The organism is Streptomyces sp. LS-MS-L19 (assembly GCF_058382285.1).
This window is the reverse complement of sequence record NZ_JBYCLL010000001.1, coordinates 7769088-7795215: the sequence shown is the minus strand read 5'-3', so window position 1 is coordinate 7795215 and position 26128 is coordinate 7769088. Positions and strand designations below refer to the sequence as shown.

The following is a 26128-nucleotide window of genomic DNA, read 5'->3' as shown; positions in this document are numbered from 1 at the left end:
ATGAACGCCGTCCGCATCGCATGGCGCGTCACGCGTCTCAACTTCCGTGCGCAGCTGGAGTACCGGACCGAGTTCCTGCTGATGATCGCGATCGGCGCGATCTGGCAGGTGTCGGTGATCGTGTTCGCCACGGTGCTGCTGACCCGGTTCACCGGGATGGGCGGGTGGGACAGTTCGGAGGTCCTGCTGATCCCGGCGACCCGGATGCTCGCCCACGGCCTGTTCGTCCTGTTCCTGGGCCGGGTGCACGGCTCCGGCCGGCAGATCCAGGAGGGCAGGATCGACATCTACCTGACCCGCCCGATGCCGGTGCACCGCCAGCTCCAGCTGGAGTTCTTCCCGACGAACGCGCTGGGCGACCTGACGGTCGCGGTCGGCCTGATGGTCGGCGCCCTGAGCCGCAGCCAGCTGGACTGGACGCCGGGCCGGATCTCCTACCTCATCGCGGCGATCATCGGCGGCATGTTCCTGGAGGCGGCCCTGTTCACGGCGGTCACCTGCGCGGCCCTGCGCTTCCCGGCGGCCGACTACTGGAGCCGCTGGCTGGAGGAACTCCTCGGCACCTTCGGCAGCTACCCCCTGAACGTCCTCCCGAAAGCAGTGGGCGGCCTCCTCACCTACGGCCTCCCCCTCGCCTTCGTGGCCTACTTCCCCGCAGCAGTCCTGACGGGCCACGCCCACGACACGGGCGCCCCGTACTGGCTGGCGGCCCTGTCACCGCTGGTGGGGGTGGCGGCGTATCTGGGATCCCGGGTGCTGTGGCGGTGGAGCCTGCGGCATTATGCGGGGATCAACGGCTGACCCTCACCGCCGGCTGCGGCACATCCATCGGCCCTAGGGAGGGAAGCGACGCCCCTGCCGAGGTGAGGAACCCCTTGGGATGATCCGTGGCCGTGGTCGAGCTGGAAGGAAAGATGATGTCAGGCACTCTTGGGGCCACGAGTCCACCCGGAGCCGCGGAGGTGGACCGACTGCTGAAGCGCAACTACGTCCTTCTGGTTCGGGCCTTTCTGCTCCGTCTCGTCCTCTTCGGGGCGCTGAGTGCGACACCGGTGGTGCTGTCCAGGACGGGGACCTGGGACTCGCCCGTGCTCGCCGTGCTGACCGTGGCGGGGGTCCTGGGGTTTGTCCTGATGGCCTACAGGTTTCCCTTCGCTCTTCTGTCACTCGGCAGGTGCAGGCGGGTGTTGAGGGAGTACCCCCTCGAGTTCCGCTCGGGTATGTCCAAGAAGAGTGAGAGCCGGACGAAGTACGGCACGGTCTTCACGGTGCGGGTCAAGGCTGACGAGCGCGGAAGGTCGCCGCTCATGCGGGCTGTTGACGCCTTGGAGCGGCACCGCTGGCCTGAGGGTGCTGAAGACGGCGTGTGGTTCGCGGGGGACCTGCCTTTCGGCGGGGTGGTCGTCGTACCCGGCAGCGACACACTGCTGGTGGTGCGGCCTGAGGACTGGGCCAAGTTCGCCGAGGAACGCCAGCAGGCCGGACCCGACCGAATCGACCGGGCAAGGCGAACCCGTCTCGCGAAGCGGGTGAGGTAGGGCGCCAGGGGTTCAGCGCGAAGGCAAGTCGCGGCCGTCGAGAACATCGACCCAGGTGACGACTGAGTGGGAAGGGTCAATGCCCACCAGGAAGACCGCCTCATCTCCCCGCTCCAGCTCCATGACTGACGGAGTAGGCGCTCCCTCGGGAGAGGTCAGCACATAGCCACGGCGTACACCGTGGAAGGGCAGGTCGGCGATCGAGTCTGCGATCGGATCTCCCGGAGACGCCTCCCGCAGCAGAGTGACGACGTCCTCCACGAGATCGGGACAGACGTCCCCCAGACGCGGAAAGCACTTCGTGCGACTCGTGTGCGACCCCATGTCGAGAAGCATGTCACCTCGGTGCTCGGTCCGTTTCCCTGGCCGCCCCGTGCCCGGCGTCTACTGCTTGGTGCCGAGTGTGCGCAGTGTGGTGAGTATCAGGGTCCTCGTGACGGTGACGATCTCGCTCACGCGGACCTGTTCCTGGGGGCCGTGGGCATGGCGGACGTCGCCGGGGCCGTACTGCAGGGTGGGGATGCCCGCTGCGGAGTACAGGCGCAGGTCGCTGCCGTAGGGGGCGCCTCGCTCGGCTGGGCGTGGGCCGCCCGTGACGGTGGCGTGTGCGTCGGCTACCCGGGGCGCGAGCGGGTGGCCGGCCGGGAGGCGTCCGCTGGCGAACTGTCCGCCGGGCCACGTCACCGTGGCGGGGTGGGAGCGCAGCCAGGGGTCGGCCGCGCAGGCTTCGGCCACGCACGCCTCCAGTTCGGCGCGTGCCCGGGCCGGGTCCTCGCCCAGCCGGACGCCCAGTCTTCCTTCGGCCACGAGCAGGTCGGGCACGCTGCTGGCCCAGTCTCCGGAGTGGACGGTGCCGACGGACAGCGGGTAGGGGATGGGGTAGTCGGACATGAGCGGGTCGGCGTCGGTGTTGCGGCGGGTTTCCAGGTGGGCGAGCGCGCGGTGGATGGGCAGGTAGGCGTCGATGGCGCTCACCCCCACGTAGCGGGTGCTGCCGTGGGTGGCCCGGCCGGGTACCTCGATGCGGAAGGTCAGGGCGCCGGCGTTCGCGGTCATGAGTGCGCCGCTGGTCGGCTCGGTGATGATGCAGGCGTCACCGGTGTGGCCGCGCTGGAGGGTGCCGAAGGCGCCGAGGCCGCCGTCCTCCTCGCTGACGACGAAGTGCGCGGACACCTGGCCGCGCAGCCTCGTACCCGCCGCCCGTATCGCGGCCAGGGCGGCGAGTATCGCCACCACCCCCGCCTTCATGTCGCACGCTCCCCGTGCGTGCACCACGTCCCCGGTGACCCGGGGGCGGAAGGGGTCGCCCTCCCACCGCGACAGGTCCCCGTGCGGGACGACGTCGACGTGCCCCTGGAGGACCAGGGTCGGCCCGTCACCCTGCGGCCGCGTCCCGCCCACCAGGCCCCACGCGTCCGTGCGCGGGGCCTCGCTGCCGGGGAAGTCCGGGTGGGCGCGTAGCTCGGGCAGGTTCATGGACCACAGGTCGACATCGAGGTCCGTCCGCTCCAGGTGCCGGGCCAGGACGTGCTGGAGTTCGGACTCCGCGGCGGTCCCCGTCACGCTCGGAACGGCGAGGAGCTCCAGCAGCAACCGGGCGATGGCCGCCTCGTCCACCGCGGCCAGTGCCGTGGCTTCCACACCGCTCAGGCTTGCTGTCATCTCACCCCTGCTCCCACGTGACATCAGGACAAGCCGGAGACTATGTTCGGGGAAGCGGCGCAAGCAATCGCCATTTGCTGCTATCCCCTGTTGATTTCTTGCAATGTCAGCGGGCCCACGGCGGATTCTTGCGCCACCGCCAACCGCCACCGCTACTGCACCGCCACCGCCACTGCCACCGCCACGGGCCCCGACGTCTGGAGTGAGGTCATGGACGCCATCGACGAAGCGATCATCCGCTGCGTGCTGCACGACGCACGTGCCACGTACGCCGAGATCGGCAAGGCGGCCGGGCTGTCCGCGTCCGCTGCCAAACGGCGTCTCGACCGCCTGGTGGCCACCGGCGCGATCCGCGGTTTCACCGCCCTCGTCGACCCTCAGGCGCTGGCCTGGCACACCGAGGCCTTCGTCGAGGTCTACTGCACCGGCAACCCCACCCCCGCCGAACTGCGCCGAGCTCTGGAGAACATCCCCGAGGTCGTCGAGGCCTGCACCGTCTCCGGCGCCGCCGACGCCGTCGTCCACATGCTCGCCAGGGACATCACCCACCTGGAACAGGCCATCCAACGCGTGCGTGCCACCACTCCGGTCGAACGGACCGAGAGCGCCATCGTGCTCTCCCGGCTGTTGAACCGGCCCCGCGTGTGACCGACCCGCCTGCTCAGGCCCGGCGGATCGGGGTGACCAGGGCGGCTGCCGCGACCAGTACGCAGCAGGCGCCCGCCGCCAGGCCCACCGGGGCCGTGCCGTGGTGTTCCGCCGCCCAGGTGAGGGTGGCCGCGCCGAGCGGGGCGGCCGCGTAGTGGAGGGTCCAGAACGCCGAGGTGACGCGGCCCAGGAGGGGTTCGGGGGTGATCTCCTGGCGCAGGGACATGGAGCAGGTGCCCGCCATGCCGCCGCCGGCGAGGAAGAGGGCGCTCAGGAGGGCGACGACGGGGATGTCGTCGGCGCGGGCGATGCCGGCGAAAGCGAGGCCGCACAGCGCGACGGAGCCGGTCCAGACCGCGCCGAAACCCCACCAGCGGCGGAGCCGGGCCACCAGCAGCGCTCCCGTGATGGTGCCGAGGGCGCCCACGGCCAGGACGGTGCCGACCGTGCCGTCGTCGTGGCCGAGGTCGTGCTTGAGGTGGTAGATCACCAGGTCGTTGAGGCCGAGGGTGAGGAAGCTGAACCCGAACAGCAACACGGTCAGCGACCGCAGCACCGGCTGCCGGCGCAGGAAGGCCGCTCCGGTGCGCACATCCCGCCACAGCCCGGTGCGTTGGGAGGGTCCGGCGGGGCGGGGCCGGAAACGCACGAAGGCCGTGCAGAGCGCCGACACCCCGAAGCTGGCCGCGTCCACGCCGACCGCGGTGGCGGGGCCCGTCCAGGCCGCCACGACACCCGCGCACACCGGGCCCAGCACTCCGGCCGCGGCGGCGGTGGCGTTCAACCGACCGTTGGCCTCGGTGAGTTGACCGGTGCCGACGAGGCTCCGCACGACGGTGACGTATCCGACGGCGAACAGCATCCCGACGGCCTCGCACACCGGCAGGACGGCGTACAGCAGCCACACCTCCGGCCCGAGGAGCCACACCACCGGGATCACCCCGTACAGCACCATCCGCACGAGGTCGCAGGCGATGAGCAGCCGGCGCCGGTCGACCCGGTCCACCACGACCCCCGCGAACACGGCCGCGACGACCGAGGCCGCACCGCCTACCGCCGTCAGCAGCCCCATGCGGGCGACGGACCCGGTCGCCTCAAGGACCAGCAGGGGCAGGGCGATCAGGGCGAAGGAGTCACCGAGGACGGAGAGGGTCTGGGCGGCCCAGAAGACGGCGAAGTCGCGCTGCCGCCACAGGGGCCGCGCCTTCGGAAGCGTACGGCTGTCCGCACCCTCGTCCCGCTGCGCCTCGTACGTCACGCCCCTCCCCCGGTCGTCCGCCGATCACCCTACGGTCGCGGGCAGACACCTCGCTGCGAATATTCAGGCCGCGCGGACGCCCTCAGAACCGCCGGCGGTGTCCTCGGCCGGTTCCGCCGCCCGCCCTTCCTCGGTGTCGGCCAGCCGGCGGATGCCCGGGATCGGCGAGGGCAGCAGCCACAGCACCGAGAGGACTCCGCCCACGGCGACCACGACCAGGGTGGCCCTGAGGCCGACGGTCGTGGCGAGTGCTCCTCCGGCGATCGCGCCGAGGGGGCGCACGCCGTAGTTGAGGGTGCTGTAGGCGCCCACGACCCGGCTGCGCAGGGCGTCCGGAGTGACCGCGGCCTGAAGGGAGTTGAGGGGCACGTCGAACCACATCACCCCGAGACCCACCAGGAACTGGGCCGCGCCCAGGAGCACGACACCGGCCCACGCCGGTCCACCCGCGACCGCGGCCAGGGCGAAGGGCGCCGGGAACAGTACGGCTCCGACCGCGACGCACCGCCCCACCCCGATCCGGCGGGACAGCCACGGCGCGGTGAGCGCTCCGAGGAGGGACCCGGTCGCTCCGACGCCGAGCGTCAACCCGATGGCTCCCGGGGAGAGGTGGAGCTCCCGGTCGGCGAAGAGCACGACCATGCCGGTACCGGCGAGGAAGGTGAAGAAGTTGATGGTGGTCGTGCAGGCCAGGCCCGCGCGCAGCACCGGGTGGCGCAGGACGAAGAGGAGACCCTCGCGGGCGTCCCGCAGCAGCGCGGGCACGGCGGCGCCGGAACGGGCGGCGGGCGCGGGCTCGTCGACCCGGGCTCCTCCCAGCAGCAGGGCGGACACCAGAAAGGACAGCGCGTCGGCTACGACGGCGACCGGCGCGCCCAGCGCCTGCACCAGGCCGCCGCCGACAGCGGGTCCGGCCACGAAGGACGCCGAACGGGCCGCGCTGAACCTGCTGTTGGCGTCGACGTACGACGAACGCGGCACGATCCGCGTGAACAGCGGCTGCCAGGCACACCCGGCCACCACCCCCGCGAGCCCGCCGAGCAGCACCACCGCGTACAGCTGTCCCAGGGTGACGCTCCCGCAGAGGTAGGTGACGGGCAGCGACAACAGCACGCCCGTCCGCAGGAGATCCATGACCACCAGCAGCCGCCTCTTCCGGGCCCGCCCGTCGACCCAGGCGCCCAGGACCACCGCGAGCAGGTTCGGCGTCCACGCGAGCGCGGTCAGCACGGCCACCTGGCCGGCCGAGGCGTCCAGGACGGTGACGGCGACGAGCGGTACCGCCACCTCGGAGACCCGGTCGCCGAACTGCGACACGGCACTGCTGACCCAGTAGCGGACGAAACGCCCGTCCCGCCAGAGGGAGTTCACGCGTCGCCGGCTTCCGTCGCCTCGGGAAGCATGTACCGCAGCAGCCGTACGCCCCGGCTGTCCTCGGGCCGCTCATCCCGCATGACGTAGGGAGCGAGGACGGCCTCGATGGCGTCCTCGATGGCGGCGAGTTCCTCGGCGGTGACGACGACACGGGTGTTGGCGAGGCCGGAGAGCCGCCGCCAGGCCGGTTCGAGGGCGGGTTCGGTCTCGGTGGCCCAGCGTTCGGGCAGTTCGGCGGCCCGGGCGAACATCTCCCAGGACAGTGCCCGCGCGGCAGAGGTGCCGTCCTCGTCGTCGGGCACCTCGAACCGGAACCCCCGCGCCACCGCCTCCCACCGCCTCTCCCGCCGGTCCGTGCCGCCCTCGACCGCGTCCCGCACCAGCCCGAACCCCGCCAGGTGGCGCAGATGCCAGCTGGTCACGGAGGGCGTGGCGCCGACGTGCGGCGACAACTGGGAGGCGGTGGCGGGCCCGTGGCGCTGGAGCCGCTCCAGGATGGCGAGCCGTACGGGATGCGCGAGTGCCCGCATGGCCTTCGGGTCGGTGATCTCTATGTCGCCGAGACGGTTGGCGGAATCCATGACGTGAGAGTGTCCTCTCAGAAAGTGTGAGAGTCAACTCTCATAAAAAGCAGTGGGGTTGATGGCCGATCAGGGGCCAGTGCCAGCCACCCAAGCGAAAATCGCTAGCCTTGAGCCTAGGGGTCCTAGGTAACCTGCTCCCATGAGTCCCCGTGCAGGCCTGACCCCCGACCGTCTCACCGAGGCCGCGGCCGAGCTCGCCGACGAGATCGGGTTCGAGAACGTCACTCTGGCGGCCCTGGCCAAGCGCTTCGGGGTGAGGGACGCGAGTCTGTACTCGCACGTCCGGAGTCTTCAGGACCTGCGTACCCGGGTCGCTCTGCTCGCCGGCGGCGAGATGATCGACCGGATCGCGGTCGCGGTGGCGGGGCGGGCCGGGAAGGACGCGCTGGCCGCCTTCGCCGGTGCCTACCGGGCGTATGCCCTGGAGCGGCCCGGGCGGTACGCGGCCACCCAGATCCGTATCGACCAGTCGCTGATCGCGGACACCCCCGCCCTCCGGCGCACCGCCGAGATCACCTACGGCATGCTCCGCGCGTACGGCCTCGCCGAACCCGATCTCACCGACGCCGTACGCCTGTTGCGCGCCACCTTCCACGGTTACTGCGCCCTGGAGTCCACCGGCGGGTTCGGCGCGCCCCGCGAGGTGGGGAGGTCCTGGGACAAGGCGGTCGACGCCCTGCACATCGCACTGGAGAACTGGCCCCAGGAGGAGAAGAACGATGACTGACTTGCACTACGACATCACCGGCGACGGACCCGTCCTGCTGATCGTCCCCGGTGGCGCGGGGCACCCGATGGGGCTCGACGCGATGACGGACGTGCTCTCCGCGCACTTCACCGTCGTCACCTACGACCCCCTCGGCCTCGCCCACGGCCGTCTCGGCGAACCCGTCGCGGACCAGCGGGTCCAGGACTGGAGCGACGGTGCGCGGCGGGTGCTCGACGCGACGCTGCCGGAGGGCGGGTCGGCGTACGTTCTCGGTACCAGTGCCGGTGCCGTCGTCGCGCTGGACCTGCTCGCCCGGCACCCGGAGCGGCTGCGGCACGTCGTCGCGCACGAGCCGCCGTGCGTGGGGGTGTTGCCGGACGGGGCACGGCAGCAGGCCCGGTTCGCCGAGGTCTGTGACGTCTACCGCGCCAAGGGGCTCGTGGCGGCGGGCGCCCTGATGACCGCCGTACTGGAGGAGCGGGAGGCGGACGAACTCCCCGAAGGCCAACCCCTCCCCCGGGAAGAGGAGTTGCTCAGCCCTATGGCGCTCTCCCTCGCGCATGTCCTGCGGCCCTTCACGTCGTACGTCCCTGAGGCGGGGCCCTCACAGGTGCGCCTCACCGTCGGCGCGGGCACCGACTCCCGCGGGCAACTCCTGTACCGCACCGCCGAGTTCCTCGCCAAGGAGCGGCAGGCCGAGCTGGTCGAGTTCCCGGGCGGTCACCTCGGCATCCTCCAGCATCCGGTGGAGTTCGCCGGACGGCTCACGCGGACGCTGCTCGGGGGGCGACCTGCGGTCATGACAGGTCGCCGAGCACGTCGGCGTAGTACGTGGACTCCTTGAGGTGCAGGGCGAGTTCGCGGAAGGTCCAGCCCTCGCCGGGGGAACGGTCCAGCTGGTCCTCCGTGAGCGCGTCCAGGCGGTTCGCCCAGATGCGGGCCAGCCGGGTGAGACGGCTGCGGGCCTCCTCCAGGTCCTCCTGGGTGAAGGGCGCGAGGTCGGCCTCGGTGGTCGTCGCGGACGCGTGCCAGTGATCGGGCTGCGGGGTCTCGCCCACCAGCCGTGCCTCCAACTCGGCGAGGTGGTCGACCAGATGGTCGGCGACGCGGCGGATCGCCTTGTGCGGGGTGTACGCGCGGTCGTCGACGTGGGCGGGTGTGCCGTCCCAGGTGGTCCAGGTCGCGGCCAGGGCGAGAACGTGCTCGACCATGCCGGTCACGGCCCGGGCGGGTGCCTCCGATGGGTTCGTGGTCATGCCGGAACGGTAGGGGCGGGTCGTTTCGGTGCGCGCCGAAGTGTGCCGGGGGGAGCCGGGCGCCGGGGCAGAAGGGGCAGGCGGAGGGATTGCCGTCTGCCGGGGGCGAAGGGGCGGCGGAAGGTTGCCCGCCCGCCGGGAGACGAGACCGGCGGAGGGCTGCCACGCCGGGGGCAAACGACCGATGGGGGGTTACCGTCCGCCGTGGACACGTGGCCGGCGAATGGGTTGCCGCCCGCCGGAAGGCAAGACCTGCGAAGGGCTGCCGCGCCGGGGGCAAACGACCGACGGCGGGTTACGATCCGCCGCAGGCACATGACCGACGAAAGGGTTACCGTCCGCCGCAGACACATGACCGACGAACGGGTTACCGTCCGCCGCAGGCACCTGACCGACGAAAGGGTTGCCGCCCGCCCGAGCGCAAGGACCGGCCGAAAGGCTGCCACCCGCCAGGCCAAGACCGACGGCAACCTTCGCGGTGTTCACGGCGACCTGGTGACATGACTTCCGCAAGACGCACACCGCGCGACGGCGACGCCCCTGTGGGCACCAACAGCGGCACCTCCGGTGAGGCCACGCTCGGCACCCCCGGCGAGGCCCCTTTCCACGCCCCCGGCGAGATCCCCCTCGGCGCCCCCGGAGCGATCCCCCGCCACCGCCGAGTCCGTACGGCCCGCAAGCCGCTCATCGGCGGACTCGCCGCCACGGCCGCGCTCGTCGGTGCCTGGTACGCCACCGCCGGTGCGGCCACCGCTCCCGCGCTCGCCCCCACCACCACGGCCGTGACCCTGTCCGCCAAGTTCCCCTACCTGTCCGCCGGTTACAACAACACGCGCGAGTGGACCCGGACGGCGACCGCGGTCGCGCCGAACGGCACCCTGCGGGTGGCCTGGCCCGCCTCGGACGGTGTGCACGTCACCCCGCTGACGTCGGCCGGGAAGCGTTCCGGCGCGGACACCGTCGTCAAGGGTGCCAAGGAGGTCGGCGGCCTGGTCGCGCACAACGACGGCTTCGCGCTGCTCACCCGGGTCGCCGACACCAACAAGTGGAAGGAGACGGCGGCCGCGATCGTCCGGTACACGGGTGCCAGGAAGACCTGGACGACCAAGCTCACCGGCACCGCCTCCCACGACACCTCCCCCACCCTCGACGGCCGGCTCACCTGGAACGGCACGAAGTACGGCGCCTACTTCGTGGTGCACGGCGCGGGCGGCTTCGCGGACGGGCACTTCGGCGACAAGTTGACGTACGTCAGCGCCAAGGGCGGGAAGCTGGGCGGAGGTTGGGGCTGGGGGTGCAGCCACAACGAGGGGATCGCCCTGCATGCCGAGACCACCGGGAACTTCACCTCCCTCTGCTTCGACGACTGGCGTTCGGGCCTGTTCGTGTCGACGGGCATCGGCGCCCCGGACGTGGCCCCGGTCGTGCAGCGCGAGCAGTGCTGGGCGGGGTACTGCGGCGGTACGTTCCCCGGCCGCACGGGTGACCTGGTGAAGTCCGCCACCGGCCGCTACGCGACCGCCTTCGCCTCGCGCGGCGCCGCGTCCGCGAAGAAGAACCCGGACGACTCCAGCGGCCGCGGCTGGACGGTCAAGCCGAGGACCAGCACCCACCAGGTGGCCGTGGCCTTCCTGAAGAACCGCAACTCCGGCCCCGGCAAGGCGGTCTACCTCACCAACGCACCCGGCACCGAGCACGTCAACGTGCACGTGGCGCCGTACGGCAAGGACCGTCTCCTCGTGTCCTGGGAGTCCCTGAAGAACCCCAAGTGCGCGAGCGGCACCTGCACCGGCACCTTCACGGGCACCCACCTGCGTCTCATCGACTGGAACGGCAAGGTCCAGGGTGCGGACAAGCTGGTCCAGGCACGGATCACCGGTGACATCGCCGTCCAGAAGGACGGGACGCTGACCTGGGCCTACGTACCGGTGACGCCGACGTACACGAAGCCGCTGACGGGCGCGTCCCCGACCTCGACGAGCCTGCGGATCGCCCGCCTCAAGCCCTGAGGACATCCACTCCGGAACTGTCGAGGCGGACCCGCGTCTCGGGGCCCTCGGTCCACACCACCGCCAACTCGCCCTCCCCTACGACCCGTACGGCCACCGTCTCCGCCAACGGCACTGCGTCGGCGTCCGCGGTGAGGCGGGACAGCGCGGCGAACAGGGTGTTGCCGTCTCCCGTCTCGCCGCCGAGGTCGGCGTCCAGGCCCACGGCCGGCAGGAGTTCGGTCTGGATTCCGTCCCGTGGGGCCCAGCCCGTCACCCGTACCGGTGTGCCGGGGGCGGCGCCGGTCACCAGGAAGGCGCGTACCTCGACGGCTCCCCGTGCGAGCACCACGCTGGAGACCCGGGCGCCGCCTGCCGCCGTGTGGCGGGAGGCCGCCCATCCCTCGCCGACGCCCAGCGGCTCTATCTCGGTGCGGCTCGGATCGCCGCCCAGGATCAGGCTGTTGTCGTACGACGGGGAGGGTTCCGTCACCGTGGAGTAGGCGAGGCGGGTGTAGTACGGGTCGTAGCGGACGTCCTCGCTGCCGTGGTTGTGGAGGCGGACCACGCCGTCCGAACGGGTGGATTGCAGAAGCCAGTTGGGGGCGGCGAGCGGGGTGAGCGCGTCGGAGCGCTCGGCCGGGCCGGGTTCCTCCACCGCCGTCCACACCTCGTGGTCGGCCGGGAGGAGCAGGCCGAGGAAGCCCTTGCTCGCCCAGTACGGGGAGGCGGGGCCCGAATAGCCCTGCAGGACGGCCGGGTCGGGGCCGTGCCAGCCGAGGGAGAGCAGGCCGTTGGAGTCCACCGCGCCCCGGTCCAGGAAGTACTTCAGGGCGCCGGAGGCCAGCCGTCGCGTCTGGCCCGGGAGCAGCGGGGTGTGGCCCGTCAGGGCGCCCAGCCACAGGGGGGCCGTGGTCGCGAAGCGGTACGTCAGGGAGCGGCCCTGGTGCATCGGGGCACCGTCGGCCCCGAACAGGCGGGCGTAGTCCTCGAGATGGCGGGAGAGGCGGCCGCCGTACAGGTCCAGCAGCCGGTCGTCCCGCGCGAGCCAGGCGTGCAGCACCGGGTAGAGGTGCATGGCCCAGCCGTTGTAGTAGTCGAACTTGCGGCCGTCGCCGTCGGTGTACCAGCCGTCGCCGACGTACCACTGCTCGATCCGCGTGAGACCCCGGTCGATCGCCTTGCGGCACACCTCGGGCTCGTAGCCGACCGACTCCAGGAAGCCGGCGACGGTGACCGGGAACAACTCCCAGTTGCAGGGCCAGGCTTCGGCGGTCAGCGCGTCGCCGAGCCAGGCCGCGGCGCGCTGCCGTACGGCGTCGTCCAGCCGGTCCCACAGCAGCGGCTTGGTGATCCGCAGCGCGAAGGCGATCGACGCCGCCTCGACCAGCGGCTGGGTACGGTCCTCGATGCGCGGCCATACCCCGCTGACCCCGGCCGCGAGGCCCTCGGCGTACCGCTGGAGCGTGGTCTCGTCCGGGCGGAAGGCCGCCAGCAGGAGCGTACGGGCGTAGCCCTCCAGGCCGTCGGAGAGGCGGCCCGTCCAGCTCTGGCGGTCGCCGGGGAAGTGGTAGAGGGCGCGGTCCTCGGTGGCGTACGGCTCCACCGCCGCGAGCAGGGCGTCGGCCGCGGCCTCCCAGTGGGCGCGCGTGTAGCCGGTGTGCGGACTGAGGGTGCGGTCCTCGGGAGGCAGGTGCATCGGTTCTCTCTTCTTCGACTTGCAGACTCGCGGCCCGGCTCGCGGCTCGTGGCTCAGCTTGCGGCGCGCGGCTTGCAGCTCGCTGCTCGCGGCCCGCTGCTCGCAACGCAGACCTGGGGCGCCCCGGTTCCGGTCGGGACGCCCCAGGCGTCTATCCCACCCTCACAGCCCCTTTGGGCACCAGTCCCTGCGCGAGCAGTTCGTCGCGGACCAGGCCCGCGTACACGGTGGCGCCGTGCACGGAGGTGTGGGTGTTGTCCCTTTTCTCGTTGTAGAGGTAGATCGCCTTGGAACCCTCCACGCCCAAGGACTCCACCAGCGTCTTCGTCTTCGCCGTCAGGTCGACCAGCGGGACGTCCTCGGCCGCGGCCACCGAGCGGATCACCGCGGGATGGTCCACGCCGAGGCCGTTGACCAGCAGGGCCGTCCCGTTGTTCAGTGTGCCGTCCGAGTTGAACCAGCGTCGCACGATGGGCGTCACGAGGACAGGGTTCCCGCCTTTCTCCCTCACACCCGCGACCAGTGTCTCCAGGTTCGCCCGGTACGTCGCCTCGTCCGTGGTCTTGTCGTTGTGGGCGAGCTGGATCAGGACGAGGTCGCCGCGGCGGATCAGCGGCTGGACCGTGGCCCACAGGCGCGGCTCGGACAGATACGTCACCGTGCTCTCGCCGGAGTCGGCGTAGTTGGCCACGGACACGCCCTTGCGGAGGTACTGGGGCAGCTGCTGGCCCCAGCCGGAGTACGGGTCGCCGGGCTGGTCGCAGACCGTGGAGTCGCCGACGAGGAAGATCTGGCGGGCGTGCCGGGCCGGGGTGACGCGGATGTCGGCGAGAGCGGGGGCGGTGCCGCCGAGCGTCAGGTCGAGGCCGGGGGTGCCGTCGGGTCCCGTCGGCTCGCCCTCCGGGGTGCGGACGTTCACGGTGAAGCTGCGGGCGGTCCGCTCGCCGGCGGCCACGGCGGTCTCCGGCAGCAGGGAACGCCGGGTCTCACCACTGATCGCGGTGCTCGACTCCGTGTCCCCGCCGAGGAGGACCTTGACGTCGTACGTTCCGGGCGGGACATCGAAGTGGCAGGCGCTCCCCGTGCAGTTCTCGATACCGAGGGCACGTCCGGTGTGTGCCTGCGCCGGAGTGGCGGCGAGGCCCGCGGCCAGCGTGACCGCTGCCAGCACGGCGAGATTGAAACGTCTCATTCGTGGCTCCCCTGATGGACGACAAGGCCTGGCGGCTGGACCGTACCCTCATCCGCAAGCGCTTTCTACCCCTTGGGTCGATTTCACAAGATTGCCAACCTCCAGCAAGCGAAAGCCCTTTCGCGAAATCGATTCAACTGTCACTCTGCGAGACACCCGCACCTCCCCCACATGTCTCGAAGGAGGCACCCCCATGTCCGAGCCCACCGTGAACAGACCGGTCGGACGCCGTACCTTCGTCCTCGGCACCGCGGCCGCCGCCGGCACCGCCGCCCTCGCCGGGCCGCTCGCCCCGTCCGCGTCCGCCGCGGGCTTCGGCTACACCGACGACGGCTCGAACTACGTCGTCGACACCGGCGCGAACCTGGTCTTCAAGGTCAGCAAGTCCAACGGCGACCTGACCTCGCTGGTCTACAAGGGCACCGAATACCAGGGCTACGGCGGCAAGAACTCGCACATCGAGTCCGGCCTCGGCGCCTCGACCGTCACGATCAAGCAGTCCGGCACGACGATCCTGATCTCGGTCGCGTACGGCACGCTCCGGCACTACTACGCGGCCCGCAGCGGCGAGAACAACGTCTACCTGTGGACCAACCGGGCCGACACCTCGGTCGCCTCCACCCGCTTCATCCTGCGTGTCAAGGCGGGCCTGTTCCTCAACGACGAGCCCGATTCCTACACGTACGCGCCCACCACCATCGAGGCCTCGGACGTGTTCGCCAAGTCCGACGGCCAGACCCGCTCCAAGCACTACTCGAAGCTGCGGGTCAGCGACTACAACTACATCGGCTGGAGCGCGAACGGCGTCGGCCTGTGGATCGTCCGCTCCAACCACGAGAAGGCGTCCGGCGGCCCCTTCTACCGCTCCCTGCTGCGCCACCAGAGCGCGGACGGCGGCGGCCTCTACGAGATCCTGCACTACGCCCAGAACCAGACCGAGGACGAGCGCTTCGGCCTCCAGGGCCCGTACGTCATCGCCCTCACGGACGGCGGCGCGCCCTCCTCGTCCCTCTTCCCCGGCACGCTCACCACCTCCTGGGCGGACTCGCTCGGTATCTCCGGTTACGTCGCCTCGGGCGGTCGCGGCAAGGTCGCGGGCGTCGGCATCACCGGGCGGAACACGGCGTACCCGTACACCGTCGGCCTCGCCAACTCGGCCGCGCAGTACTGGGGTTCGGCCCGCTCCTCGGACGGTTACTTCTCCATCGGCGGGGTCCTTCCGGGGACGTACACCCTGACCGTCCACAAGAGCGAACTCGCCGTCTACACCACCTCGGTGACGGTCACCGCCGGCGGCACGACCACCCTGAACTCGATCGCCGTCCCGTCCTCGAACGACCCGAGCAACGCGGGCGCGATCTGGCGGATCAACGACTGGACGGGCACGCCGAGCGGCTTCAAGAACGCCGACCTGATGACGTACGCCCATCCCTCCGACGTCCGTGCCGCCGCCTGGACCGGCAACGTGGTGATCGGCAGCGGCACCGAGACCTCCGCCTTCCCCTGCTACCTCTGGAAGGACGTCAACAGCGGTCTGCTGGTGTACTTCAAGCTGACCGCCGCCCAGGCCGCCGCCGCGCACACCCTGCGGATCGGGGTGACGACGGCCTACGCCAACGGGCGGCCGCAGGTCGTCGTCAACGACACCTGGACCTCCGCGATCCCCTCCCCGCCCACCCAGCCGAGCACCCGGTCCCTGACCAACGGGTCCTACCGGGGCAACAACTACACGTTCACCTACAGCGTGCCGGCCAGTGCCTGGCGTACGGACACCAGCCAGTACAACACGCTGAAGATCAACATCGTGAGCGGTTCGGGGTCGACGGCCTATCTCAGCGCGGGCACGTCGATCGACGCGATCGACCTGCTCTCCTGATCGGACGTCAGGTCCCGCGCGTCCACTGCTGGTTGGTCGCTCCGTTGCACGTGTACGTGATGATCGCGGCGGAGTTGGCGGTGGACGCGCCGTTGACGTCAAGGCACTCGCCGGTGGCGCGGGCCTTGACGTTGACGTACGAACCCGACGTGACCAGCGACCACTGCTGGGTGGTGGCGCTCGACGAGCAGTTCTCCTGGGTCACGTTGGTGGAGTTCTCCTGGAGACACAACGAGCTGCCGCGGCCGACCAGCTGGTAGTAGCCGGTGCCGAGGTCCTTGAACCACCACTTCTGGTTGCCGCCGCCGTTGCAGGTGTACTGGCTGATCGCGACGCCCTGCCACAGCGACTGGTTCGCCACGTCCGCGCACTTGCCGCTGTGCCGGGCGACGAGCGTGTTGTACGTGGCGCTGGTGCCGCCGATCGTCCCGGCGGCCGCGTCGATGGTGACCTCGGGGTACCAGGACATGGACATCGTGGTGGAGGTCGGGAAGGTGAGCGGCAGCCACACGTACCGGGAGTCGTTGACGGTGCCGCCGAAGGAGTTGCCCCAGCGGTCGCCCATGTAGAGGTACGAGGTGCCCGAGGTTCCCTGCACCGGAAGGACGTACGCGGTCTGCGAGTTGTACGTCGTGGAGTCGCCGACGTTGGCCATCGAGGTCCAGGGCCCGGCGAGGGAGGTGGCGGTGGCGTACTGCTGCTGGTTGGCGCTCCAGCCGGTCGCTCCCGAGGTCAGCATGAAGTAGACGTTGCCGCGCTTGAACAGGGCGGGGGCCTCGCGGTGGCCGCCCGGCCAGGGGTTGGCGACCAGGGAGGCGATGCCGGTGTAGTCGGCGGTCAGCTTGTAGATGTGCAGGTCGTAGTTCTCGTTGGCGGCCGAGACCATGTAGCCGGTGCCGTCGGTGTCGACGAACGTCGTGATGTCACGGGACATGTTGTCGCCGAGCGGGCGGAAGCTGCCCTGGTAGGTGTAGCTGCCGTCGACCGTGGACGACACGGCGACGGCGGCGCGGGCCTCGCTGTAGTCGGTGCCGTTCTCCTTGTGCATCCACATCACGAACTTGCCGGTGGTCGCGTTGTAGACCACCTTGGGCCGCTCGATGTAGGCGGTGCCCAGCTCGGAGGCGGACGACTGGGTCAGGACGTGGTTCCTGAACTCCCAGTTCTTCAGGTCGGTGGAGCGGTAGGCGTCCACGTACCGGAAGGTGTTGTCGGCGTTGCGGTCCTCGCCGAACCAGTAGTAGTACGAGCCGACCTTGATGACCCCGCCGCCGTGCGCGTGCAGGGCGTTCCCCGAAGTGTCCGTGAACTGGACGCCGTTGGGGATCGTGAGCGGGGCGGCCTGGGCCGGTCCCGCGGTCATGAGGGCGCCGGCCAGGGCCAGACAGAGGGCGAGCAGTACGGCGTGAGCACGTCTCATGACGCAACCTCCGTGTCCGTGGCGGTGTCCGCCACCGGTATGCCGAAGTTCGGGGTGCCGTCCGCGTGCCAGCCGAGCTTCTGGACACGGGTGTGGCGGTTGGGGTCGTTCAGCGGGTCGCCGACGATCTCCTTGTACTGGCGGGCGTGGTAGACGAGGACGTCACTGCGGCCGTCCTCGGCGACGGTGAAGCAGTTGTGGCCGGGGCCGTACTGCCTGGTGGTGTCGTTGCTGGTGAACACGGGGGTCGGCGACTTGGACCAGCTCGCCGGGTTCATGAGGTCGGCGTCCGCGTCGGCGGTGAGCAGGCCCATGCAGTAGTGCCAGTCGGTGGCGCTGGCCGAGTAGGACATGAAGACGCGGCCGTGGCGGGCGATGACCGAGGGGCCTTCGTTGACCTTGTAGCCGACGCACTCCCAGTCGTACTCCGGGGTGGACAGCCTGATCTGAGGGCCCGTCAGGGTCCAGGGGTTCGCCATCCTCGACAGGAAGAGGCCGGTGTTGTTGTCCAGGCCGGGTTCGTGCTGGGCCCAGGCGAGGTAGCGGGTGCCGCGGTGGGTGAAGGTGGTGGCGTCCAGGGAGAAGGTCTCCCAGGCGGTCCTGACCTGGCCCTTCTCCTCCCAAGTCCCCATGAAGGGATTGGGGTTGGCGTTCTCCAGGACCCAGATGCGGATGTCCCAGACGCTCTCGGCGGGCGCGGAGGCGAAGTAGATGTACCACTTGCCGCCGATGCGGTGGATCTCCGGTGCCCAGATGTGGGCGCCCATGACACCGGTGGGGTGCTTGGTCCAGATGACGGACTCGGCGGCGGTCGCGAGCCCGTTCAGGGTGCGTGAGCGGCGCAGGATGATGCGGTCGTACTCGGGGGCGGTGGCCGTGAAGTAGTAGAAGCCGTCCGAGTGGCGGTGGACGTACGGGTCCGCGCGGTTGCGGACGAGCGGGTTCACGAAGGGAACGGCCTTCTGCGGGCGGGGGACGGCCTGGGCAGCTGTGGGGGTCGCGGCCAGGGCGCCCGCGGCCAGGGCACCCTTCAGCAGCAGTCGTCGGTCGGGGACGTCGGGGGCGCGGCTCATGCGGACTGCCTCTCGGGTGGGGGTGTCCTGAGAGCGATGTTCGGTATTGAGAACATCTGTTGTTTATTGCGAACAGCCGAAAGGTACGGCTGGGGAACGGGTAGGTCAACGGGTCGGACGCGACAAAAGAAGGCGCTTTCTGCGCTGGGGATCCAGTGCCGCGGATTTCTGTTATCGGTCCGGCCCCCGCGCGTCTCCGATCATGTGCGCAGCCGAACCCAGAAGACAGCAGCAGCCGTGGGCGCCCTCGTGGCCCTCCTGGCCTCGTCCTCCCCGGCCCGGGCGGCCGGCCCCCGGGACGTCACCGCCGACGTGCTCGCCGGCCGGAACGTCACGCTGACCGGCGACACCGTCGTCACCGTGCCCGCCGGGACGACGACGTACGACGGGGTGTTCAGCGGCCGGGGCACCCTCACCGTGCGCGGCACCGGGACCCTGGTCCTCACCCGGGACAGCGACTTCACCCTGCCCGCGTCCCGGCAGCGGGTACGGATCCTGGGCGGCAACCACCCGTACGTCACCACCACCGCCGCCGATCCGCCCGCGGTCACGGTCGAACGCGGGGCAACGCTCCAGTACGGCAACGGCGGCACGACCGGCCTGATCGGCCACTTCCCGTACGGCACCCCGGCGTTCCGGCTGAACCAGGACAACATCCGGGTCGACGGCACCCTGCGGCTGTCCCTCAAGAGCGCCTACAACCTGGGCACGGTCAGCGGCTCCGGCCTGATCACCCAGCCGCGCTTCCTGTGGGGCACCTGGGACCTGACGTCCGGTCCGTTCTCCGGGGTGATCGACAACGGTACGCAGGCCAACGCGGGCCGGCCCGAGTACGCGACCTCGCTGCCGAACGTCCGCAAGGTGCTCAACCAGGGCACCTGGACCGTGGACACCCCGCTGGGCGAGACCGTCACCCAGCGGATGGACTTCTACCAGCGCGAGTACGGCAGCGACATCAACGTCCAGTCCCGGCCGGGCGGCAAGGTGATCCTGACGGGCCAGTACAGCTGGTCGGACCGGGGCGGCGACACGGACCCGTCCCTGAGCAACCCCGCCCTGAACTGGACGCCGGCCACCAAGAACGTCAACAAGCGCGGCACCAACATCAAGGGCGCGAACGTCCAGTGGGGCGACGGGACCACCGCCAGGATCTTCATGCCGGGCACCGCGAAGACGGTCTACATCAACCTCCTCGCGGCACGCTCCCGCTCCCTGCTGACCTTCGACTACAACGGCCCGGTCACGCTGGGCGCGCCGATCGGCGGCGGCCGCTTCCACGACACCCTGTCCGCGCCCGGCGCCGGTGACGTGGTGATCAAGGGGACGAAGGGCAACGACGTCACCTTCGCCGCCGTCCAGTACTACGACGGCTCCACGACCGTCGAGAAGAACGCCGTGCTCCGCCTGGGCAGCGGCAGACCCGGGGGCGACGGGGGCCTGTACACCGGGGGCGCCCTCTACAAGGTCGTGAACGACGGCTCGCTCGTCGTCGACAACACGAGCAAACCCCTGACGCTGTCCCGGATCAGCGGCAGCGGTTCGCTCACGCAGGCGGGCGGGGCGACGACGACGTTGACCGGCGGCGCGGTCACGTACACCGGGACGACGACGGTCCGCAAGGGCACGCTCGCGTTGCGCGGCGGAGCAACTCTGGCCCGCAGCAGGGGAATTCGGCTCACCTCTGCGGCCGCACGGCTGGACGCGGGCACGACGGGTCTGCGCGTGCTGTCCTCGCTGTCCGGCAAGGGGACGGTGCGGGGTTCGGTCGCCAACGACGGTGTGGTGACGGGCGGTTTGACCGTCACCGGCGGCTACACGCAGAGCGCGAAGGGCGAACTGGTGCTGGCGAAGAACCCGTTGAAGGTGACGGGGGCGGTGCGGCTGGGCGGGGAGCTCGATCTGGCTGCGGTCGGCACGAATCCGGGGCGCACCATCACGGTCCTGGACCACCGGGGCGGTGCGAGGACGACGGGCGCCTTCAAGGGGCTCGCGGAGGGCACCCGGCTCAGGCTCGCCGACACCACCTACCGGATCAGCTACCGGGGCGGCGACGGCAACGACGTCGTCCTGACGGCCGTCACGGCTCACGCCACGGCGGGTGCCCGCCCCGACAGCACCCCGTCGGCGCAGGTCGCGGCTCCTCGCACGACGAGCGCGACGGCCGAGGGCCTCGGCTGGTGGCCGTACGTCCTGGCCCTGGGCCTGCTGGGCGGCCTGGTGGTCCCACCGACGCTGCGGATACGGGGGAGGCGGCGCGGGGGCGGAAGGCACGCGGTGCACCGCTGACTTCGCGAGCGAGCGGGTCTCCGAAGCCGGGCGGGTCTCCGGGTGCCTGGGCGGACCCGAGACGTTCGGGACAGACCCGGGGTGCCTGGCGGGTCGCCGGAGCCGGGCAGACTCCCCCCGGGAGCCAGGCCAGTCCCGGGGAGCCAGGCGCACCCCCACGGGCCAACCGGGTCGCTGTCTCGCCGCCAGTCCTCCGGTGAGCCCGGCAGACGCCGGCGTGCGAGACGGACGAGCGATGCCAGGCGGCGTCTCGGATGTCAGGCCGGTCTTCGGGGGCCGGAAGGCGCATGTCCGGGTCAGCCCCCGGCGGGCGTCGGGCCCGCAGGTCGGTTCCGCCGGTCGGCCGGCGGACCGGCTCGGACGGCTGTCGTCGCTTCGGTTAGCGTCGAGGTATGAGCAGTGACACTCCGGAAGCCTCCGACGCCCTCGCCCGTCCCTTCGTCGAGGCCCTCGCGGCCGGGGCGGTCGTGCTTGACGGTGGTATGTCCAATCAGCTGGAGTCCGCCGGACACGACCTGAGCGACCAGCTGTGGTCGGCGCGGCTGCTCGCGGAGCGGCCCGAGGCGATCACCGAGGCGCATCTCGCGTACTACGAGGCGGGCGCGGACGTGGCGATCACCTCAAGCTACCAGGCCACCTTCGAGGGGTTCGCCAACCGCGGGATCGCGCGTGAGCGGGCGGCCGAACTGCTCGCCCTGAGCGTCGAGTTGGCCCGGGAGGCGGCACGGCGGGCGGCGGCGAAGGGGGTCCGGCGGCCGCTGTATGTCGCGGCCTCGGTCGGGCCCTACGGCGCGATGCTCGCGGACGGCTCGGAGTACCGGGGCCGGTACGGGCTGAGCGTGGCCGAGCTGGAGGCCTTCCACCGGCCCCGCCTGGACGTGCTGGCGGCGGCCGGCCCCGACGTCCTGGCCCTGGAGACGATCCCGGACGCCGACGAGGCTCGGGCGCTGCTGCGGGCGGTCCGTGGGCTCGGGGTCCCGGCCTGGCTCTCCTACTCCGTCGCGGGTGACCGGACCCGGGCCGGGCAGCCGCTGGAGGAGGCGTTCGCGCTCGCCGCCGAGGTCGACGAGGTCGTCGCGGTCGGGGTCAACTGCTGTGTGCCGGAGGACGTGGCGCCCGCGGTGGAGATCGCCGCGCGGGTCACCGGCAAGCCGGTGGTCGTCTATCCCAACAGCGGGGAGTCCTGGAACGGGGACACGCGCGCGTGGGAGGGCAGGTCGTCCTTCGCCCCGGAGGAGGTCCGCGGCTGGCGGGCGGCCGGGGCGCGGTTGATCGGGGGGTGCTGCCGGGTGGGGCCGCCGGCGATCACCGGAATCGCGGGTGCGCTGCGCTAGCCGGGCCGTGCGCCTACTCGCCGTCGAGCCTCCGTCGTCCCGCGAGTGCTGCCTTCGCCGTGGTTGCTCGCGCAGTTCCCCGCGCCCCCAGGGGGCGCTGCGCGCCCCCTGATTTGGTCCGCTCCTGGCCCTTAGCCCTGCGGGTCTCCCCCTGCTAGCCTCCGCTCGGGAACCGGTTTCCATGGGTGTTGCCGCTGTTCCTCAGGGGGTGAGGCAGGGATGACCAGGAAGAGTGCGGACGTCGGTCGGAGCACCATTCGGGATGTGGCCGCGCGGGCCGGGGTGTCCGCGTCGACCGTGTCGCGGGTGCTGGGCGGGGTGTATCCGGTGAGCGCGGCGACCCGCGCGAGCGTGATGCGGGCCGTGCGCGACATGGACTACGTCGCCGACGCGCGCGCGAAGGCGATCGCGGGGGTCGGCACCCCCACGCTGGCGTTCGTGCTGGAGGACATCACCGGGCCCTCGTTCGCCCTGATGGCGCACGGTGTGGAGCGCGAGGCGACCCGGCTCGGCCATCTGTGCCTGGTGTGCAGCACGGAGGGCGATGTCGAGCACGAACTGGAGTTCGTGGAGATGATGCGGGCCCAGCGCGCGGCCGCCGTGATCCTGGTGGGCGGCGCCGCCGACACCGTCGAGTACCGCGAGCGCACCCGCCGTATGGCCGACTCGCTCGCGTCGGCGGGCTCCCGGCTCGTGCTGTGCGGCAGACCGCCGCTCGGCCCCGGCGCGCCGGTCACCGTCATCGAGTACGACAACGAGGGCGGCGCCTACGCGCTCGTCGCCCACGTGCTGTCCCAGGGCCACCGGCGGATCCTGTTCGTCGGCGGCAGGGCCGACCACACCACCGCGCAGGGCAGGGAGCGCGGCTATCTCGCCGCGCACCGCGCGCGCGGGCTGGATCCGGACCCCGCGCTGATCCTCAACGGCGACTTCACCCGCGACTCCGGGCACCGCCTGATGCGGCGGGCGCTGAAGGACGGCCTGGACTTCACGGCCGTGGTCGCCGCCACGGACATGGTCGCGGCGGGCGCCCTGACCGCCCTCCACGAGGCCGGCCTCACCGTGCCCGGGGACGTCTCCCTGGCCGGGTACGACGACATCCCCTTCGCCCGCGACCTCCACCCGGCCCTCACCACGGTCCACGTCCCCTACGAGGAACTGGGCCGCCTGGCCGTACGCACCGCGCTCGGCCGTACGGCGGAGGACCCGGCCGAGCACCTGCTGCTGGGCACCCATGTCGTGGTCCGGGACTCGGTCGCGGGGACCGGTCACTGAGACGAGCGGCCCGTCTCAGTGCCGCCGCGCCAACCCCGTCCGCCGCAGCCGCCGTACCACCGACCGCAGCTCCGCCGTCCGGGCCGGCCAGCCCTCCGCCGGTTCCGTCACGGGGGCGGTCTCCTTCGTGGTCGTGTCCGCCGTCCACACCGCGAAATCGGCGTCCCGAGGGCCGGACTCGACGTAGGGGTCGCCCTTGCCGAAGATCTGCACCGGGTGCGTGGTGTCCCAGGGCCGCCAGCCGGGGTCGCCGTCGGTGGCGAAGCGCACCCACGCGCCGTGCATGGCGTCGGCGAGCTCGGTCGGGGCGCCCTCGCCCGCGAGCTTGGCCGACTCCGGGGCGGCACCCGTGTCGAAGACGAAGCCCAGTTCGAGGGCGTGGCAGGCGCCGAGGTAGGGGAGGTTGGAGGGCCAGGCGAACTCGTAGACGTACGACGAGCCCGGGCGGGCCTCGGCCAGGCGGTGCAGGGGGATGCGCAGCAGGTGGTCGGTGACCATCTGGCCGACGATGTCCGCGGTGCCGGCGTCGGGGTGCAGGGCGCGGTAGCCGCGGACCACCTCGGAGCCGCAGTGGCAGCGGGCCATGGCGCCGGCGAGGGCGACCGGTCCGAGCCGGTCGACGCGCTCCAGGAGGCCGCCCGGGACGAGCCAGAGGCGGTACTCGTCGCTGGTCCAGCCCAGCATCAGCTCGACGTCACGGGCCGCCTCGCCCTCGATCAGGGCCTCCAGCGGGTCGCGCGGCACGAGGTCGCCGTCGATCACGATGCCGAAGGCCGGGCCGCCGAGGACCGGGCTGCTGAGGCGGCCCACCTCGGCCTGGGTGCGCAGCAGCAGCTCGCGGTCGACCTCGGCGAAGGCCGCGGCGGTGGCGGGCACCTTCAGCCGGGTGGCCATGCGGCGCACCATCCGCCGCACCTTGTCGCGGTCGCTCGCCTCGGGCGGCCCGCTCTGCAGGACCGCGCGCCGGAACAGGCCCTGGGCCTGCGGGGCGGCGAGCAGGGCGCCGATGCTGATGGCGCCCGCCGACTGTCCGGCCACGGTGATGCGGTCCGGGTCGCCGCCGAAGGCCTCGATCGCCTCGCGGACCCAGCGCAGGGCGGCGAGCTGGTCGCGCAGCCCGGGGTTGGCGGGGGCGTCCGGGAAGAGGCCGTAGCCCTCGACGCCGAGCCGGTAGTTCACCGAGACGAACACCACGCCGTCCCGGGCGAAGGCGTGCCCGTCGTACACGGGTACCGCGGAGGATCCCCTGGTCAGGGCGCCGCCGTGCAGCCAGACCAGGACCGGGAGGCGGGCGCCGGGGCCGGGCTCGGGCGTCCACACGTTGAGGTTGAGGCAGTCGTCGCCGGGCACGAACGGGTCGGAGAGGTAGTGCGCGAAGGCCTCGGAGTACGGCGGTTTCGGCGCCGTCGGCCCGAAGTCGACGGTGTCCCGCACACCGTCCCAGGGCTCGGGCGGGACGGGCGGGCGGAAGCGGAGGGGGCCGAAGGGCGGGGCCGCGTAGGGGATGCCCCGGAAGGCCGCGACCCCGTCCTCGTACCGTCCGCGTACGGCTCCGTACGGCGTGCTGACCACGGGCTCTGTCCGGACTGCTGTCATGTGTCCACCAGCCTCCTCACCGCGCTGCTGCACCCTGAACAACAGAGCACCACATTTCGGCCCGGTATTCCGGTGCAGAGCGCGGTTCGGCGGCTACTTGGCGTACATCAGGGTGCCGAAGCCCAGCTGGTCGAAGCCGCCGCTGGTGGTGCCGTAGTCACCGCCGCCGCCCTCGGGGGCGACGAGGTCGTAGTACATCTGCGAGATGTACTTGTCGTCGAGGCCCAGGCGCCGGTTGTAGTGGAAGTGGAGCATCGCCCAGACGGGGCGGACCTGGCCGCGGGAGGCGGCGGAGATCACGGTCTGGGAGGAGGCGGCGCAGTTCTGCCCGGTGCCCCAGTTGTAGGTGGTGAAGGGGACGTCCTGGCCGAGGTTGTACTTCGCGACGTACTGGGCGGCCTTCATGAAGCGGCGGCTGTCGTACGAGTAGAGGTCGTCGCCCTGGTTCCAGGCCATCTCGCAGATGGCACCCATCTGGCCCATGCCCATCATGGTGTGGCCCTGGTCGCGGCCGGACTCCTGCCACTGGCCGAGCGCGTAGCCGGCGGAGTCGGTGTACAGGTACGGCACCGCGTGGGCGATCGAGCCGTTGCCGGCGCCGGACTTGAAGTAGGTGACGGCCTGGTCGTACTTGGCGGAGTCCTCGTTGAGGATGCCGATGGCCAGGATCGAGGCCATGTTGCACAGGTCCCAGTTGGCCCAGTAGTTGGTGATGCAGGCGTCGTTGTGGTTGGTCAGGAAGCTGTTGTTGAGCGGGTAGAAGACCTTGGCCAGCATGTCCTGGGCGGCAGCCAGGTCGAAGCCGCTGTAGCCGCGCAGGAGTTCGCAGGCGTTGGCGAACTGCCAGCCGTAGATGCCCGCCGCGAGGAATCTGTCCGCGTTGCCGGTGACCGAAGTGAGCGTCTTCGACCAGGCGTTGAGGATCTTCGCGGCGCACGCGGCGTTGGCCTCGGTGCCGCCGACCTGCCAGCGCAGCGCGTTCTGGTAGGCGGCCGCGATGTCGTTGAAGAGCAGGGAGTAGTTCTCGCCGGTGCCGCCGCGGATGATCGTGGCGGTGGCCCGGTTGGTCCAGGTGGACTGGGAGTGGGAGTTGGCGACCAGTTTGTTCCAGCCGGAGAGCCAGGGGTCGGTGCCCGCGGCGACCCTGACCTTGGCGCGGTTGATGTCCCCGGCGTTGTGCAGCATGCCGGGGTGGGTCCAGGTCGAGGGCGCCGCGTCCGCGGTGGTGGCGGCGAACGCGCCGCTTCCCAGGGCGAGCGCGGCGCCGAGTCCGCCGGCGGTCCTGAACAGACCGCGGCGGCTCAACTCGGACTGGTGGAGGTGCCGGTGGGGGGAAGTGCGGCTCATGCGGTGCATCTCC

General features: G+C 71.3%; 22 protein-coding genes. 10 read left to right on the top strand and 12 right to left on the bottom strand.

Features of this window, described 5'->3' with window-relative positions:
- Together AC2XR2_RS34760 and AC2XR2_RS34755 are read left to right on the top strand one after the other, a co-directional pair.
- Window positions 1–801, top strand: a complete 801-nt coding sequence (locus AC2XR2_RS34760; RefSeq protein ID WP_356464931.1) for an ABC transporter permease — start codon at window positions 1–3, stop codon at window positions 799–801.
- A gap of 92 nt (window positions 802–893) precedes the next feature.
- The gene (locus AC2XR2_RS34755; RefSeq protein ID WP_449349363.1) at window positions 894–1538 is read left to right on the top strand and encodes a hypothetical protein; all 645 of its coding nucleotides are present in this window, start codon (window positions 894–896) and stop codon (window positions 1536–1538) included.
- 12 nt (window positions 1539–1550) lie between these two features.
- Here AC2XR2_RS34755 and AC2XR2_RS34750 read toward each other — a convergent pair whose 3' ends face one another.
- Window positions 1551–1874 carry a hypothetical protein gene (locus AC2XR2_RS34750; RefSeq protein WP_381300078.1) on the bottom strand — a complete coding sequence of 108 codons (324 nt, stop codon included), beginning with the start codon at window positions 1872–1874 and terminating at the stop codon, window positions 1551–1553.
- A 48-nt stretch (window positions 1875–1922) separates the two neighbouring features.
- Window positions 1923–3200, bottom strand: a complete 1278-nt coding sequence (locus tag AC2XR2_RS34745; protein WP_491517201.1) for an ArgE/DapE family deacylase — start codon at window positions 3198–3200, stop codon at window positions 1923–1925.
- 210 nt (window positions 3201–3410) lie between these two features.
- Here AC2XR2_RS34745 and AC2XR2_RS34740 point away from each other — a divergent pair, with 210 nt between their 5' ends.
- The gene (locus AC2XR2_RS34740; protein ID WP_330263673.1) at window positions 3411–3848 is read left to right on the top strand and encodes an Lrp/AsnC family transcriptional regulator; all 438 of its coding nucleotides are present in this window, start codon (window positions 3411–3413) and stop codon (window positions 3846–3848) included.
- 13 nt (window positions 3849–3861) lie between these two features.
- On the opposite strand, the gene AC2XR2_RS34735 is transcribed toward AC2XR2_RS34740, so the two are convergent.
- The 3 genes from AC2XR2_RS34735 to AC2XR2_RS34725 all read right to left on the bottom strand — a co-directional run bounded on the left by AC2XR2_RS34735 (window position 3862) and on the right by AC2XR2_RS34725 (window position 7061).
- The gene (locus AC2XR2_RS34735; protein WP_491517200.1) at window positions 3862–5106 is read right to left on the bottom strand and encodes an MFS transporter; all 1245 of its coding nucleotides are present in this window, start codon (window positions 5104–5106) and stop codon (window positions 3862–3864) included.
- A gap of 63 nt (window positions 5107–5169) precedes the next feature.
- Window positions 5170–6477, bottom strand: a complete 1308-nt coding sequence (locus AC2XR2_RS34730; RefSeq protein ID WP_491517199.1) for an MFS transporter — start codon at window positions 6475–6477, stop codon at window positions 5170–5172.
- Complete coding sequence (locus AC2XR2_RS34725) at window positions 6474–7061, bottom strand: ArsR/SmtB family transcription factor (RefSeq protein ID WP_381300073.1); 588 nt, start codon at window positions 7059–7061, stop codon at window positions 6474–6476. The genes AC2XR2_RS34730 and AC2XR2_RS34725 overlap by 4 nt, the downstream gene beginning before the upstream one ends.
- Before the next feature lie 142 nt (window positions 7062–7203).
- Between AC2XR2_RS34725 and AC2XR2_RS34720 the strand changes: the two genes are divergently transcribed.
- Both AC2XR2_RS34720 and AC2XR2_RS34715 read left to right on the top strand, forming a co-directional pair.
- Window positions 7204–7791 (top strand): TetR/AcrR family transcriptional regulator, encoded by a 588-nt coding sequence (locus tag AC2XR2_RS34720; RefSeq protein ID WP_491517198.1) that lies wholly within the window; start codon window positions 7204–7206, stop codon window positions 7789–7791.
- Window positions 7784–8617, top strand: coding sequence for an alpha/beta fold hydrolase (locus AC2XR2_RS34715; protein ID WP_491517197.1), 834 nt, complete (start codon window positions 7784–7786; stop codon window positions 8615–8617). Before AC2XR2_RS34720 ends, AC2XR2_RS34715 begins: the two co-directional genes overlap by 8 nt.
- Here AC2XR2_RS34715 and AC2XR2_RS34710 read toward each other — a convergent pair.
- A complete protein-coding gene (locus AC2XR2_RS34710; protein ID WP_491517196.1) occupies window positions 8571–9029 on the bottom strand; it encodes a hypothetical protein in 459 nt (152 codons plus the stop codon). The genes AC2XR2_RS34715 and AC2XR2_RS34710 overlap by 47 nt on opposite strands.
- 500 nt (window positions 9030–9529) lie before the next feature.
- Between AC2XR2_RS34710 and AC2XR2_RS34705 the strand changes: the two genes are divergently transcribed.
- Window positions 9530–11038 (top strand): hypothetical protein, encoded by a 1509-nt coding sequence (locus tag AC2XR2_RS34705; RefSeq protein WP_491517195.1) that lies wholly within the window; start codon window positions 9530–9532, stop codon window positions 11036–11038.
- Here AC2XR2_RS34705 and AC2XR2_RS34700 read toward each other — a convergent pair.
- On the bottom strand, window positions 11028–12716 hold the full coding sequence (locus tag AC2XR2_RS34700) for a DUF2264 domain-containing protein (RefSeq protein ID WP_491517194.1): 1689 nt from the start codon (window positions 12714–12716) through the stop codon (window positions 11028–11030). The genes AC2XR2_RS34705 and AC2XR2_RS34700 overlap by 11 nt on opposite strands.
- Window positions 12717–12867: 151 nt before the next feature.
- Window positions 12868–13908 (bottom strand): rhamnogalacturonan acetylesterase, encoded by a 1041-nt coding sequence (locus AC2XR2_RS34695; RefSeq protein WP_491517193.1) that lies wholly within the window; start codon window positions 13906–13908, stop codon window positions 12868–12870.
- Between the two features lie 193 nt (window positions 13909–14101).
- On the opposite strand from AC2XR2_RS34695, the gene AC2XR2_RS34690 reads away from it, so the two are divergent.
- Entirely contained in the window at window positions 14102–15784 is a 1683-nt protein-coding gene (locus AC2XR2_RS34690; RefSeq protein ID WP_491517192.1) for a rhamnogalacturonan lyase B N-terminal domain-containing protein, read from the top strand.
- Between the two features lie 7 nt (window positions 15785–15791).
- On the opposite strand, the gene AC2XR2_RS34685 is transcribed toward AC2XR2_RS34690, so the two are convergent.
- Window positions 15792–17204, bottom strand: a complete 1413-nt coding sequence (locus AC2XR2_RS34685) for an RICIN domain-containing protein (RefSeq protein ID WP_491517191.1) — start codon at window positions 17202–17204, stop codon at window positions 15792–15794.
- Entirely contained in the window at window positions 17201–18277 is a 1077-nt protein-coding gene (locus AC2XR2_RS34680; protein WP_491517190.1) for a glycoside hydrolase family 43 protein, read from the bottom strand. The genes AC2XR2_RS34685 and AC2XR2_RS34680 overlap by 4 nt, the downstream gene beginning before the upstream one ends.
- A gap of 237 nt (window positions 18278–18514) precedes the next feature.
- On the opposite strand from AC2XR2_RS34680, the gene AC2XR2_RS34675 reads away from it, so the two are divergent.
- The 3 genes from AC2XR2_RS34675 (at window position 18515) to AC2XR2_RS34665 (ending at window position 23172) form a co-directional block, all read left to right on the top strand.
- Window positions 18515–20563, top strand: a complete 2049-nt coding sequence (locus tag AC2XR2_RS34675) for an autotransporter (protein ID WP_491517189.1) — start codon at window positions 18515–18517, stop codon at window positions 20561–20563.
- Between the two features lie 392 nt (window positions 20564–20955).
- On the top strand, window positions 20956–21897 hold the full coding sequence (gene mmuM / locus AC2XR2_RS34670) for a homocysteine S-methyltransferase (protein ID WP_491517188.1): 942 nt from the start codon (window positions 20956–20958) through the stop codon (window positions 21895–21897).
- A 219-nt stretch (window positions 21898–22116) separates the two neighbouring features.
- Window positions 22117–23172 (top strand): LacI family DNA-binding transcriptional regulator, encoded by a 1056-nt coding sequence (locus AC2XR2_RS34665; protein ID WP_381300060.1) that lies wholly within the window; start codon window positions 22117–22119, stop codon window positions 23170–23172.
- A 15-nt stretch (window positions 23173–23187) separates the two neighbouring features.
- On the opposite strand, the gene AC2XR2_RS34660 is transcribed toward AC2XR2_RS34665, so the two are convergent.
- Both AC2XR2_RS34660 and AC2XR2_RS34655 read right to left on the bottom strand, forming a co-directional pair.
- Window positions 23188–24768 (bottom strand): carboxylesterase/lipase family protein, encoded by a 1581-nt coding sequence (locus AC2XR2_RS34660; protein WP_381300059.1) that lies wholly within the window; start codon window positions 24766–24768, stop codon window positions 23188–23190.
- Between the two features lie 93 nt (window positions 24769–24861).
- Window positions 24862–26115, bottom strand: a complete 1254-nt coding sequence (locus AC2XR2_RS34655; protein ID WP_491517187.1) for an alginate lyase family protein — start codon at window positions 26113–26115, stop codon at window positions 24862–24864.
- Window positions 26116–26128 lie beyond the last annotated feature (13 nt).